This is a genomic window from Flavobacterium sp. HBTb2-11-1 (assembly GCF_009826975.1).
Lineage (GTDB): Bacteria > Bacteroidota > Bacteroidia > Flavobacteriales > Flavobacteriaceae > Flavobacterium.
The window spans coordinates 123836-137831 of the sequence record NZ_WUMO01000011.1; the positions used below are offsets into that span (position 1 = coordinate 123836).

Annotated in this window: 10 protein-coding genes; 8 read left to right on the plus strand and 2 right to left on the minus strand. The window is 34.3% G+C overall.

Annotated features, from left to right (window positions below):
• Positions 1-138 precede the first annotated feature (138 nt).
• Positions 139-2073: an amino acid permease gene (locus tag GR162_RS20250; RefSeq protein WP_160783607.1), complete on the plus strand. Its 1935-nt coding sequence runs from the start codon at positions 139-141 to the stop codon at positions 2071-2073.
• A gap of 304 nt (positions 2074-2377) precedes the next feature.
• The gene (locus GR162_RS20255; protein WP_160783608.1) at positions 2378-3472 is read left to right on the plus strand and encodes a DUF695 domain-containing protein; all 1095 of its coding nucleotides are present in this window, start codon (positions 2378-2380) and stop codon (positions 3470-3472) included.
• Positions 3473-3646: 174 nt separating this feature from the next.
• Here the strand turns inward: GR162_RS20255 and GR162_RS20260 are convergent, their stop codons facing one another.
• The gene (locus tag GR162_RS20260; RefSeq protein ID WP_160783609.1) at positions 3647-4870 is read right to left on the minus strand and encodes an aminotransferase class I/II-fold pyridoxal phosphate-dependent enzyme; all 1224 of its coding nucleotides are present in this window, start codon (positions 4868-4870) and stop codon (positions 3647-3649) included.
• 417 nt (positions 4871-5287) lie between these two features.
• Here GR162_RS20260 and GR162_RS20265 point away from each other — a divergent pair, with 417 nt between their 5' ends.
• From GR162_RS20265 to GR162_RS20275, 3 genes are all read left to right on the plus strand, one after another.
• Complete coding sequence (locus GR162_RS20265; RefSeq protein ID WP_053471104.1) at positions 5288-5746, plus strand: Lrp/AsnC family transcriptional regulator; 459 nt, start codon at positions 5288-5290, stop codon at positions 5744-5746.
• 308 nt (positions 5747-6054) lie between these two features.
• Positions 6055-7458 (plus strand): dihydrolipoyl dehydrogenase, encoded by a 1404-nt coding sequence (gene lpdA, locus GR162_RS20270; RefSeq protein WP_091131106.1) that lies wholly within the window; start codon positions 6055-6057, stop codon positions 7456-7458.
• Positions 7459-7606: 148 nt separating this feature from the next.
• Positions 7607-8149, plus strand: coding sequence for a lipocalin family protein (locus tag GR162_RS20275; RefSeq protein ID WP_160783610.1), 543 nt, complete (start codon positions 7607-7609; stop codon positions 8147-8149).
• A gap of 63 nt (positions 8150-8212) precedes the next feature.
• Here GR162_RS20275 and GR162_RS20280 read toward each other — a convergent pair whose 3' ends face one another.
• Positions 8213-8587, minus strand: coding sequence for a DoxX family membrane protein (locus tag GR162_RS20280; RefSeq protein ID WP_111377787.1), 375 nt, complete (start codon positions 8585-8587; stop codon positions 8213-8215).
• Positions 8588-8885: 298 nt separating this feature from the next.
• Here GR162_RS20280 and GR162_RS20285 point away from each other — a divergent pair, with 298 nt between their 5' ends.
• From GR162_RS20285 to GR162_RS20295, 3 genes are all read left to right on the plus strand, one after another.
• Positions 8886-10172, plus strand: coding sequence for an anthranilate synthase component I family protein (locus GR162_RS20285; protein ID WP_160783611.1), 1287 nt, complete (start codon positions 8886-8888; stop codon positions 10170-10172).
• Positions 10173-10433: 261 nt separating this feature from the next.
• The gene (gene tilS / locus GR162_RS20290) at positions 10434-11744 is read left to right on the plus strand and encodes a tRNA lysidine(34) synthetase TilS (protein ID WP_160783612.1); all 1311 of its coding nucleotides are present in this window, start codon (positions 10434-10436) and stop codon (positions 11742-11744) included.
• Entirely contained in the window at positions 11744-13825 is a 2082-nt protein-coding gene (locus GR162_RS20295) for a thioredoxin family protein (protein WP_160783613.1), read from the plus strand. The genes tilS and GR162_RS20295 overlap by 1 nt, the downstream gene beginning before the upstream one ends.
• The last annotated feature ends 171 nt before the right edge of the window (positions 13826-13996 follow it).

The window sequence follows — 13996 nt, forward strand, 5'->3', positions numbered from 1 at the left end:
AGCGTCTTCGCGGCAAGAAAAAAAATCACAGAAAAACAAAATCGTTTTATATATTTGAAATCAGGATATTTTTTGCATTATTTGCAAAATAAAACCTGAACAACTGAATTAAATTAATTTATAATAGCAAAAACATATATGGCATTTTCAAGTTTATTCCGAAAAAAAACCGTGCAGGATATTCTGAAACAAGTTGCGAAAAATGAGGCAGATGGACATGAAGCCTTAGGGAAGCATCTTACAACCAGAGATTTAACTGCTTTCGGAATCGCTGCAATTGTCGGTGCGGGTATTTTTAGCACTATCGGAAAAGCCAGTGCAGATGGAGGACCAGCCGTAATATTTTTGTTTCTTTTTACCGCTCTTGCCTGTAGCTTTGCAGCTTTTGCTTACGCAGAATTTGCATCTATGGTTCCAGTTTCAGGAAGCGCGTACACTTATTCGTATGTGGCTTTTGGAGAATTAATTGCCTGGATTATCGGTTGGGCTTTGATTATGGAATATGCCGTTGGAAATATAACTGTCGCCATATCGTGGAGTGATTATTTTACCGGGCTTCTCCAGAGTGGCGGAATTCATTTGCCGCAATGGATTCAGATGGATTACTTAACCGCTTCAAACGGATTTAAAGATGCTGAGGCTTTAATGCGAGGCGGGAAAACATTCGAAAACTTAAGTACAGCGTTACAGCAAGCACACACGGCTTGGAAAACAGCGCCAACCATAGGATCGTTTCATTTTGTGACTGATATACCAGCTTTATTCATTATTATTTTGATCACCGCTTTGGTTTATAGAGGAATGAAGGAATCTCGTAACGCCAGTAACTTAATGGTTGTGGTAAAACTTTGCGTAGTGCTTTTGGTTATCGCAGTTGGAATATTTTATGTAGATACAGCAAATTGGAGTCCGTTTGCGCCAAATGGAGTTAGCGGAGTTTTAAAAGGAGTTTCAGCAGTATTCTTCGCTTACATTGGTTTTGATGCGATTTCGACAACAGCAGAAGAATGTAAAAATCCGCAAAGAGATTTACCGCGCGGAATGATGTGGGCTATTATCATTTGTACACTTTTATACATTGCCATTGCTTTGGTTTTGACTGGAATGGTACAATATCACGAATTGAATGTTGGAGATCCTTTAGCATTTGTTTTCGATAAATTAGACTTAAAATGGATGTCGGGAATTATTGCGGTTAGTGCAGTAGTTGCTATGGCGAGCGTTTTATTGGTTTTTCAAATGGGACAGCCTCGTATTTGGATGAGTATGAGCCGTGATGGTTTATTGCCAAAGAAATTCTCAACCGTTCACCCAAAATTCAAAACACCTTCATTTGCTACAATCGTAACAGGATTTGTTGTGGCGATTCCAGCATTATTCTTAAACCTGACAATGGTAACCGATTTATGTAGTATTGGGACTTTGTTTGCTTTTGTATTGGTGTGTGCGGGAGTTTTAGTACTGCAAAACAAACCTGAAATTCCAAGAGGAAAATTCAAAACGCCATATATCAATTCAAAATATATTTTGCCAGTTTTAATGATTGCAGGATTGTATTATGCTTTTGCCTTCAATAATAAAGCGACAATGGCATTTATCAATAACGAGCCGCAGATTTACGACGCAACTTCAATTGTCACTTCTTTAGATAAATCAGAATCTGAGCAGGTTTTTAAATATTTAGAAAGTATTGAGGTAAACAATAAAACTGCCGAAACATCCGATTTAGAACATTTGTTGGGACAATATCAAGACGATGAAGCCAAATATGCTGAGGTGGTAAAAGGTCTTCCAATTGCTGATTCTGCAAAATACGAATCTGGTTTTGGTTTATTCAAACACAAAATTCCAATGTGGATATTCTTATTTGTTTTAGTTGGATTAGCGGTTTGGGCTTTCAGAAAAAATCTGTCTTTAATTCCGCTTTTAGGATTAATCTGCTGTCTGTACATGATGGCTGAATTAAGCGTGTGGAACTGGATTTATTTTACAATCTGGTTGATCATCGGATTACTGATTTACTTTACTTACAGTAGAAAAAATAGTAAGCTGAACTTCGTGGAGAAGTTGTAAGTTAAGAGTTATAAATTATAAGTGAGCCGTTCTGAAATTATTCAAACGGCTTTTTTTATGGAAAAATTATTTGCAAGCAGATTTTAAATGATTGTAGCAGATTTAGTTTTGGATTTTTATCATAAAAAAATCGATATAAATCTGCCTTAATCTCTTTAAATCTGCGTGAAATAAAATTTAAAGTTTAACTCATTCGCAATGAGAACGTTTAAAAATATTCTAATTTTTATACAAATATTCTTAAATTTTAAAAGGACTTTTCCTTAAGTTTGTTTCTCGCAAAATTTAAATTATTTTTTAGTACATGAGTTTTCTCGATAAAATATTGGGCAGAAAAGAAGCTCCAATACAATCTTATAATGATTTCTGGAATTGGTTTTCAGCAAATGAAAAAGCGTTTTTTAAAACCGTTCAAAACGGAGAAAATATACATCAAGGTTTTTTTGATAAACTAGCTCCAAAACTGGATGAAATACACGAGGGAATTTATTTCCTTACGGGAATGTTTGACGATCAGACCGCCGAATTAGTTTTGACGCCAGATGGGGCAATTAGAAACATTTACGCAATTGAAGAATTAGTTGCTGCCGCTCCTAAAATTGACGGCTGGAAATTTACAGCTCTAAAACCAGCTTCAGATATCAATAATATTGGTATTACTTATCAGGATTTTGAATTTAGTAAGGAAAACCTAAAATTTTACCCTCGTGTTCACGAAGATTATCCAGACGAAATAGATTTGGTAATTGTTTATGATCATTTTGTTGAAGAGAAAAAATCTAATATAGCCAATGGAGTTTATATTTTTCTTGATAATTATTTGGGCGAACTGCATTCTGTTACCTTAATTGATAATTTGGTTGTTGCAGGACCAGAACAAACTTCTGAGAAGCTCATACCAATCGAAAAATTAAAAGATTATTTAATTTGGAGAGAAAAAGAATTTGTTGAGAAATACGAAGGAACTCGACATAATACGGAGAATGATAGTTATGCCAATTTTGAGGGTAAAAAGCAAGATGGTTCAATCGTTTTGGCCTTGATTAATACCACAATTATTGAATGGGATAAAAAAGCATCTCATCCTTGGGTTTTTATACTTGGAATTTCTTTTGATGACTGTGACAATGGTGGACTTCCTGATGAAAAAACATACAAGCTGTTAGAGGAAATCGAAGAAGAAATTATCTATAGTTTACCCGATTCTGAAGGCTATTTAAATGTGGGAAGAGAAACGGCAAACCATAAAAGGGAAATCTTTTTTACTTGCAAAGACTTTAGAAAACCATCTAAAAATGCCGATGAATTAATTAAAAAATACAGCGGTGTTTTTGAAATAGGCTACGAAATCTACAAAGATAAATACTGGCAGTCGTTTAGACATTTTGAGGCTAAATAAATTACAAAAATCCGTTTTGAAGTATTTTCAGAACGGATTTTTAATTTTAAAAAAAAATCCGCTTAAAGAAAGATCTCCAGCGGATTCAAACAATCTAATAAAAAATGTGCAAATTTATTTATAGAGTGATGTTTCTTAAATAAAAAAAACTTAGTCCCAATAGTTATCAGGATATCAACTCAGAACTTTAGAATCTTTTAAAACCCCAAGTTCAACCATACAGGCTTTCATCATTTCGTATGTGCGCTGAATATCATTATCCAATCCAATAGAAAAACGAATCAAACCATCTGTTAATCCCATTTCTTTCTGTTCTTCAAGAGGAATTTCACTAGAAGTTGAAGTCCCAGGAGCGCTGAATAATGTTTTGTAAAAACCTAAACTTACTGCCAAATAGCCTAAATTTCTTTCCTGCATTAATTCCATTAGTTCATTGGCTTTTTCCAAAGAACCTACATCAATGGTCAGCATTCCGCCAAAACCATATTCAGGATTAATCATGGTTTTGTACAATTCGTGGCTTGGATGGCTTTTTAATCCTGGATAAACCGTTTTTAAACCGTCTTTCTCAAATTGATCGGCCAAATAATGTGCATTGTGGCTGTGCTGCTTGATTCGGATATGAAGTGTTCGAAGATTTTTCATCACACTTGCAGAACGAAGGCTATCCATTGTTGGGCCTAAAAGCATGCTCGCGCCAGAATTTACATTTTTAAGCGAATTAATAAATTCTTTCGAAGCACAAGTTACACCACCAACTGTATCACTGCTTCCGTTAATGTATTTGGTCAAACTGTGAATCACAATATCAGCACCCAATTTTGCAGGAGAAACTGATAAAGGTGAAAACGTATTGTCAACAACCAATTTTAAATTGTATTTTTTAGCAATTGTAGCCAAACCGCGAATGTCAGCCACTTCCAAAAGCGGATTACTAACCGTTTCACAATACAAAACTTTAGTTTTAGTTGTAATCGCCGCTTCTACAACATCCAATTTTGTAATGTCAACAAAGCTTGTTTCAATTCCGAATCTTGGCGTGAAGTTTTTTAAGAAAGCATAAGTTCCGCCATAAATCGTTCGGCTTGACACGATATGATCGCCCGCACCGCACAATTGCAATATAGTAGGCGTGATCGCTCCCATTCCCGAAGCAGAAACATTGGCTGTTTCTGTTCCTTCCATCGCTGCCAAAGCTTGATCTAAGTATAAATTACTAGGAGATGAATGGCGTGAATACAAATAACAGCCTTCTATATTGCCTTCAAAAGTATCAAACATGGTTTTAGCCGAAAGAAAAGTATAAGTCGAGGAATCAGAAATCGATGGGTTTACACCGCCAAATTCGCCAAAATATTGCAAATCCTGAATTTTATCTGCTGGGTTGAAGTTTTTCATTTTTATGTCATTGCGAGGAACGAAGCGATCTCATCCCTCAAGATTAATTGTTTAAAATTTTATATGCTTCAAGTTTCAGGTTTCAAGTTTTTGGAACGTGAAATTTGGAACGTGAAACTATTTTTTAGGAGCTATTTCCTGCTATCCGTTCCAATCTTTTGTGTCTCGTTAAAAACGAGACACAAAAGGATTTCCACTTCTATCAGGGCTAGGCACTCATTTTCAAAATAAATTCTCGTCAAAGGAAAAAGGAATTAGATAATTAATCAATTACATGTGTGTAAAATAGATTTTAAAACTATAAAAGTGTATTAATTATGATTTTTAATCTAAATTTGAAGCGAAAAACAATATATAATAGATTTTCTTTCAGGCTCAAATAAACCATCAACAATCAACCACAAACTGTTAACTAAAATGACACTAGACGAAATAGATAAAAAACTCCTAGTTTTACTTCAAACCGATAGTAAAAAGACTAACAAAGAATTGTCTTTAAAATTGAATCTTTCAGTAACCGCAGTTTACGAACGAATCAAAAAACTGGAACGTGAAGGCATCATAAAAAACTACGCTGCTTTAGTCGATAAATCCAAAATTGAAAAAGGATTTGTAGTTTTCTGCCATTTAAAATTGATTCAGCATACCAAAGAATTCCTAACTAAATTTGAAAGCGAAGTCATCAAACTCAATGAAGTTTTAGAATGCCATCATGTAAGCGGCGATTACGATTATATTTTAAAAGTTCTGGTAAAAGATATGGAAGCATATCGAGAGTTTTTGGTAACCAAACTGACTTCACTGCAGCATATTGGCAGTACGCAAAGTATGTTTATGATTAGCGAAGTGAAGAATTCTACGGTGATTTCGTTCTGAGATGCTAAGTTGCTAAGGTTCTGAGATTCTAAGGTTTTTTTTATCTCGCAAAGGCGCTAAGTCTCAAAGATTATTATTTAATATTAGACCTTGGATCTCTAGCTAAAGCTGGAGGCAATTCAAAATACTTTGCGACTCTGCGTCTTTGCGAGATAAAAAAAAGAAAACTTTGCGAACCTTTGCGTAAATCTTAGCGCTCTTTGCGGTAAAACTTCGCTACAAAATTTCACACAAAAAACATTGAAAATTAAACTTCAAACAAAACTTTATTCCTTAATTTTGTAACCGCTAAAATAAAAACAAATACTATGAGTTCATTTGACGTAGTCATTATAGGTTCAGGTCCTGGAGGATATGTATCAGCAATTCGTTGCGCACAATTAGGTTTTAAAACTGCAATTGTAGAAAAATATAATTCATTAGGAGGGACTTGCCTTAACGTAGGTTGTATTCCTTCAAAAGCATTATTATCTTCTTCTCATCATTATTCAGAAATTGCTCATTTTGCAGATCACGGAATCGAAGTTTCTGGCGATGTAAAAATCAATTTAGAGAAAATGATCGCGCGCAAGCAAGCTGTTGTAGATCAAACCGTAGGTGGAATCAACTACCTTATGGATAAAAATAAAATTACTGTTTTCAATGGTTTAGGTTCTTTCGTAGATGCAACACACATTGCTATTGCAAAAGCTGATGGAACATCTGAAACTATCGAAGCAAAATATACTGTAATCGCTACAGGTTCAAAACCTTCTTCTTTACCATTCATCAAAATTGATAAAGAAAGAATCATTACTTCTACTGAAGCTTTGGCTTTAAAAGAAGTTCCAAAACACTTAGTTATCATCGGTGGTGGAGTTATCGGAATCGAGCTTGGACAAGTTTATCTTCGTTTAGGTGCTCAGGTTTCTGTGGTTGAATTCATGGATAGAATCATTCCAGGAATGGACGGAGCTCTTTCTAAAGAATTGACAAAAGTGTTGAAAAAACAAGGAATGAAATTCTACGTTTCTCACAAAGTAAAATCAGTTGAAAGAAACGGCGATGCTGTTGTAGTTCAAGCTGAAAACGCAAAAGGAGAAACTATTACTCTTGAAGGAGATTATTCATTAGTTTCTGTTGGTCGTCGTCCTTACACAGACGGCTTAAATGCTGACAAAGCAGGAGTTAAAATTTCAGAAAGAGGACAAGTTGAAGTAAACGATCATTTGCAAACGAATGTTCCAAATATCTATGCAATTGGGGACGTTGTTCGTGGAGCAATGTTAGCGCACAAAGCAGAGGAAGAAGGAGTGATGGTTGCTGAAATTTTAGCTGGTCAAAAACCTCATATCGATTATAACTTGATTCCTGGTGTAGTATACACTTGGCCGGAAGTTGCTGCAGTTGGACAAACTGAGGAGCAATTGAAAGCAGCTGGCGTGAAGTATAAATCAGGAAGTTTCCCATTCAAAGCTTTAGGACGTGCAAGAGCAAGTGCTGACTTAGACGGATTCGTAAAAATCTTGGCTGATGAGAAAACAGATGAGGTTTTAGGAGTTCACATGATTGGTGCCCGTACAGCAGATTTAATTGCTGAAGCGGTTACTGCAATGGAATTCAAAGCTTCTGCTGAAGATATTTCAAGAATGAGCCACGCGCACCCAACTTTTGCTGAAGCAGTGAAAGAAGCTGCATTAGCAGCCACAGAAAATAGAGCTTTACACGTATAATTTACGTTTAAAAATATTTTAAAACCGTCCCGTCAGTTTTGACGGGACGGTTTTTTTGTGATTCATATAATATAATAATCAAAAATAATTTTGTAAATTAGATGTGGATTTTCGATGCTATCTTTATGATTATTAAAAAGATAGGATCATGAAGACTAAATATATAGTTCCAATTTTAATTGGGGCAGGAATTGGATTTGCACTCTACTCTTGTGGAGGCGGAATTCCAAAAAATGCGCAAGCTGTTACAAACTTTGACAGCAATAAATATCTCGGAAAATGGTACGAAATTGCCAGATTGGATTACAAATGGGAAAGAGATCTGGATAATGTAACTGCCGAGTATTCTTTAAATGACGATAAAACAATAAAAGTCGATAATAAGGGCTATAATGTCAAAAAAGACAAGTGGGAACAAAGTGTCGGGAAAGCTAGATTTGTCAAAAAAGACAACATTGGTATGCTGAAAGTCTCATTTTTTGGTCCTTTTTATTCAGGTTACAATGTCGTAGCAATCGATTCTGATTACAAATACGCACTTGTGGCTGGAGAAAGTTTAAAATATATGTGGATACTTTCTAGAGAAAAAACAATTCCAGAAAGTATAAAAGCAGATTTTCTTATCAAAGCTCAGGAAATTGGGTATAATGTTACCGATTTGGTGTGGGTAAAACACGATAAGGCAAATTAAAAATAAAAGTCCGTCAGTATAGTATAATGCTGACGGACTTTTTTATTTCGATTTGAAAAATACTTATGCAGTAAAAACACTTTTGTAATTATCCCAATATCTGTAAATCAAGAATAAGTTTCCTAGGAAAAGAAGCGCTGCAATTGGCAGTCCATCTGGAGTAAGGAAATAATTGATAAACAAAATATTTACCGTAATCGGTAAGATCAAGATGTTTGCTAAAGTTACATAACGCCCAGATACAAATGCAATACCACACAATAACTCGATAGATTTTGCCATTGGCATCAAATACGTCGAGGCCATTAAACCTACATTAAATGCTTTAAAATTTCCTGTAGTTTCAGGCTCAGGCATTAGATGGAAAAAATAACTGATAGAGGCGAACAGCAGCAAAAGGCCAATTAAAACGCGGACAATAATTGTGGCAATTTTCATAATGCTTAGGATTTTTTAAGGTTAAAAAAATTAATTAAGTTATTGGAAGAAATGCAATCTAAAAGCCAAAAGAGAATCATAAAATAATTTTTTTTAAGGCTCTTTTTTAAGGATTCTACAATCAAATTAATACTGTTTTTAGATTAATCTAATTGTATATCAAATATAACGAATTTTTTCTTATAAAATGAATGTCTTTTTAACAGTTTTACAATGTAATTCAAAACATTTGATTATTTTTTTGTTTTCTTCTCATGAAATAATTTTGTCGTAATTTTGACCTTTAAAATTACCATTTTTGAGAGTTTCCATCCATAAAAATATTGCCAATCCGAAACTGTTTAAGGAACAGCTTTTAAGTTGGGCGCAGCAATTTCGCGAAGTCGTTTTTTTAGACAGTAATTCTTATCCGCAGCAATATTCTAGTTTTGACTGTATGTTGGCAGTTGACGCTTTTACGTCTTTAAAAACAGATTATTACAACGCTTTTGAAGATTTAAAACAATATCAGCAAAACACAAAAGACTGGCTTTTTGGATATCTTTCTTATGATTTGAAGAATGATATCGAAAACCTTAAGTCCAATAATTTTGACGGTTTGAACTTTCCCGATTTGTTTTTCTTTCAGCCTAAAAAGGTTTTTATCCTTAAAGGAAATGAACTCGAAATTCAGTATTTAATGCTGTGCGATGATGAGCTTGAAGAAGATTTTAATGAAATAGTTAAAAGTCAAAAGTCGAAAGTCGGAAGTCAGGAAGCGATAATCATACAGCAACGCATTTCGAAAGATTTGTACATTCAAAAAGTAAATAAAATGCTCGAACATATCCATATTGGTGATATGTACGAAGCAAATTTCTGCATGGAATTTTACGCTGAAAATGCTGTTATAAACCCGTTAGAAAAATTCCAAAAACTGAATGGAATCTCTCAGGCGCCTTTTTCTGTCTTCTTTAAAAATTACAAACATTATTTGCTTTCAGCTTCACCAGAACGTTATTTGAAAAAAGAGGGAGATAAGATAATTTCTCAACCCATAAAAGGAACTTCAAAACGTTTTGCTGATTTAGCTGAAGACGAAAAATCAAAAAATATTCTAGCTACTGATGCCAAAGAACGCGCTGAGAATATCATGATAACCGATTTAGTCCGAAACGATTTGTCTCATACTGCACAAAAAGGTTCTGTTGAGGTTGAAGAACTTTGCGGAATCTATTCGTTTCTACAAGTGCATCAGATGATTTCTACGGTAACGTCAAAATTAGATCCTAAATTTTCTGCAGTAGATGTCTTGAAAACAACTTTTCCAATGGGGAGCATGACCGGAGCGCCCAAAATTTCGGTAATGGAAATTGTAGAGAATCTAGAAGAAACCAAAAGAGGATTGTACAGCGGTGCAGTTGGTTATTTCACTCCTGAAGGTGATTTTGATTTTAATGTCGTTATTAGAAGTATTTTATACAATCAGGAAAATAAATATGTTTCTTTTTCGGTTGGAAGCGCCATAACCTCGCTTTCAATTCCAGAAAAAGAATATGAAGAATGTTTGTTGAAGGCAAAGGCAATGCATGAAGTTTTGCAATAAAAAGGTTGCCACGAATTACATAAATTCGCACTAATTTTTTAGCCACAGATTAAAATGATTCTCACAGATTTTAATCCTTTTTAATCCTTTAATCTGTGGCTATTAGTTGAAGAAAATAATTTGTGGGAATTTGCGTAATTTGTGGCAAAAGAAAATATGCCTCATCAGCATAAAAAAATAATTCGTGAATTTGTGGCAGAAAAAAAATGGCTTAACATTTCATTTAAAAATAGATCGAATTTAATTTTTTACTTTTATCAGATGTTTTCAAAATTTCAAAATCATATCGTTTCAAGATTTCCTTTTTTAGCCGAAAAGAAGCTTTTTCTGGCTGTAAGTGGCGGGTTAGACAGTATGGTTTTGTTGCATTTGCTGCATCAATTGCCTTATGAAATTGCTGTTTTGCATTGCAATTTTCAGCTTCGCGGACTAGAAAGTTTTGAAGATCAGGAATTTATTCAGAATTATTGCAATCAAAATAATATTCCAATTTTTACTACTCATTTTGATACAGAAGCTTTCGCTAAAGATTATAAGCTATCAACGCAAGTTGCGGCGAGAGAATTGCGTTACAGCTGGTTTTATGAACTTTTAGATGAAAAAAACTTCGATTACATTCTAACTGCTCATCATGCCGATGATAATTTGGAGACTTTTATCATCAACTTAACCCGAGGAACCGGTTTGGAAGGTTTAACTGGAATTCCCGAACAAAATGATAGAATTATCCGCCCGTTGCTGCCTTTTTCAAGAGAGGAAATCTTGAAATATGCAGAGGAAAATGAAATAGAATGGAGAGAAGACAGCAGTAATGCTTCAACTAAATATCTGCGAAATAAAATCCGCCATAATTTAGTTCCGATTTTAAAAGAAATAAATCCGAGTTTTTTGGATGCCTTTCAGAAAACGCAATCTTTTCTTCACGAATCAAAAGAAATGGTTGAAGATGCATCGATTATTGTTTATCAGCAGGTGGCAAAAGAAGAAGGAGAAGATATTCATTTTGATCTAAATCAGCTAAAAAAACTTCCAAATTATAGATCATATTTGTACCAATGGCTGAAAGAATTTGGTTTTTCGGCGTGGAATGATATTTATGATTTGGTTGAAGGGCAATCTGGCAAACAAGTTCTTTCAGAAGAATTTAGATTGTTAAAAAACAGAGAAACGCTCATTTTAAGTCCGTTTTCTGGAATATCAGAAAAAGACGAATATGAAATTAGTGAAAATGATACAGAAGTTAATTTTCCCTTAAAAATGAGTTTTTGTAACGTAGGTCACACAACATTCGGCTCAAATAAAGTTATATTTGTCGACTCTGATAAAATCCGTTATCCTTTGATTTTGCGTAAATGGAGAGAAGGTGACGTTTTTCAGCCATTTGGGATGCACGGAAAGTCAAAAAAGGTGAGCAAGCTTTTTAAAGATGAAAAGCTTTCTTTGATCGAAAAGGAAAAAACTTGGATTTTATGCTCAGAAAATGAAATAGTCTGGGTAGTCGGAATGAGACAAGACGAACGTTTTAAAATAGAAAAAGCCACAAATAAAATACTAAAAATAGAATTAATATAATGAACTTTACACAAGCCCATCAGTCGATAACTTCGAAAAGTATCTGGAATAAAATAACTGTTTTTTTACTCTTTTTCTTTTTTACATTATCAAGTAACGCTCAAATTTTAGAACCAGTAAAATGGACTTCTAAAATAGAGAAAAAAGGAGATAAGGTTATTCTAATTTTTGATGGAACGATCGAAAAAGACTGGCATATGTATTCTCAGTTTACTCCAGACGGCGGACCGCTTGCTTTGGAAATTTCATTTAAAAATCAAAAAGGAAATTACGAGTTGGTTGGAAAAGCCAAAGAAGGTAAAACAAGAACAGCTTTTAATGATGTTTTTGGTGTAGATGAAACTTTCTTTGAAGGCAAGGCACATATTGAACAAGAAATAAAAATCATAAACCCAAATTTAAAAACGGTTGATGTAGATTTTGATTTTCAGGTTTGTAAAGAAGTTTGCATCAATTCGAGCAAAAAATTCTCGATTGCTGTTCCTTCAACTTTTAAAATGGATGAAGTTCCAGTTGTAGCTGAGGCTAAATTGGACGAAACAAAAGTTACTGGTTTGGCGGTAGATACCGTTAAAAAAGAAGAAGCTGTACAGCCAAAAGCAGAGAAAACAGCAGAAACGACTGCGGCAGAAATTCCAGCACCAGCTCCTTCAAGAAGTTTATGGTCTATCTTTTTTATTGCGTTCTTATCAGGATTTGCAGCATTATTAACACCTTGTGTTTTCCCAATGATTCCAATGACGGTAAGCTTCTTTACCAAACAAAGTAAAAGCCGCGCAAAAGGAATTAGAAATGCCATTATTTATGGACTTTCGATTATTGCTATTTATGTAATTTTAGGCCTTATTGTAACTAAAATATTTGGTGCAGATGCCTTAAATGCATTATCTACAGATGTTTGGTTTAACCTGATTTTCTTTGTGATTTTGGTCATTTTTGCTACTTCATTTTTGGGTGCTTTCGAAATTATGCTTCCAAATTCATGGGCAAACAAAGCCGATCAGCAGGCAGATAAAGGTGGATTAATCGGAATATTGTTTATGGCTTTAGCCTTAGCAATTGTATCATTCTCTTGTACAGGACCAATTGTTGGAACTTTATTGGTTGAGGCGGCTTCAAATGGAGGAATTGCTCCAATTGTCGGAATGTTAGGGTTCTCGTTGGCATTAGCGCTTCCGTTTATGTTATTTGCCATGTTCCCTGGATGGTTAAACTCTTTGCCAAAATCTGGAGGATGGCTAAATACTGTAAAAGTGGTTTTAGGATTTTTAGAATTAGCATTGGCATTCAAATTCTTGTCAAATGCAGATTTGGTTTTACAGTTGCATTTCTTAGAAAGAGAAGTTTTCATCGCCATCTGGATTGCTATTTTTGGAGCTTTAACTTTATATTTATTCGGAAAAATTACATTGCCTCACGATAGTCCAACGAATCATATTTCTGTTGGAAGATTGTATTTAGGTTTATTGACTTTTGTCTTTACAATGTATTTAATTCCTGGACTTTGGGGAGCGCCTTTAAAATTAATCAGTGCATTCCCGCCGCCTCCACAGTATAGCGAAAGTCCGTTTGGTGTTGGAGGTTCAGGAAACGGAGCTGTTTCTGCAGAATCTATAAAAGGTATGCCGCAAGGAGCTGAATTAGGCCCGCATGGAATTATGGTTTTTCATGATTACGAAGATGGATTAGCGTATGCAAAAGAAATCAATAAACCCATTATGCTTGATTTTACAGGTTATGCTTGCGTGAACTGCAGAAAAATGGAAAACAATGTTTGGTCAGATCCTTCAGTTTTGCCAATTCTTAAAAATGATGTAGTTTTAATTTCGCTTTATGTTGATGATAAACGTGAATTGCCAAAAGAAGAGCAATTTACAACCGAAGCAGGAGACAAAATCATCACAGCTGGAGATAAGTGGACAGATTTTATGATTTCTAAATATAAAACAAATACACAGCCTTTGTATGTTATTACCGATTTAAAAGGAAACAATTTAAACAGCACTAAACCAACAATCAGTTATGTGAGTACAGAAGAATATTTGCAATGGCTGAAAGAAGGAATTTCTAATTTTAAGTAAAGAGAGAATAGAATAAAGAGAATAGAGCAAAGAACAAAGAGAATAGATTAGAGTATAGATTATAGAAAATAGATTGGTAATTCAGAAATCTTAATCTGGATCTATTCTCTATATTCTTTTTTCTATAATCTAAAATATAAAAGGGATTTAATTCAAAAGGCAAAAAGCACT

Excerpts from the sequence above, each read along its gene's own strand:
- GR162_RS20255 (WP_160783608.1), top strand. The coding sequence starts at position 2,378 with ATGAGTTTTCTCGATAAAATATTGGGCAGAAAAGAAGCTCCAATACAA.
- GR162_RS20250 (WP_160783607.1), top strand. The coding sequence starts at position 139 with ATGGCATTTTCAAGTTTATTCCGAAAAAAAACCGTGCAGGATATTCTG.
- tilS (WP_160783612.1), top strand. The coding sequence starts at position 10,434 with ATGTTTTCAAAATTTCAAAATCATATCGTTTCAAGATTTCCTTTTTTA.
- GR162_RS20280 (WP_111377787.1), bottom strand. The coding sequence starts at position 8,587 with ATGAAAATTGCCACAATTATTGTCCGCGTTTTAATTGGCCTTTTGCTG.
- GR162_RS20295 (WP_160783613.1), top strand. The coding sequence starts at position 11,744 with ATGAACTTTACACAAGCCCATCAGTCGATAACTTCGAAAAGTATCTGG.
- GR162_RS20260 (WP_160783609.1), bottom strand. The coding sequence starts at position 4,870 with ATGAAAAACTTCAACCCAGCAGATAAAATTCAGGATTTGCAATATTTT.
- lpdA (WP_091131106.1), top strand. The coding sequence starts at position 6,055 with ATGAGTTCATTTGACGTAGTCATTATAGGTTCAGGTCCTGGAGGATAT.
- GR162_RS20275 (WP_160783610.1), top strand. The coding sequence starts at position 7,607 with ATGAAGACTAAATATATAGTTCCAATTTTAATTGGGGCAGGAATTGGA.
- GR162_RS20265 (WP_053471104.1), top strand. The coding sequence starts at position 5,288 with ATGACACTAGACGAAATAGATAAAAAACTCCTAGTTTTACTTCAAACC.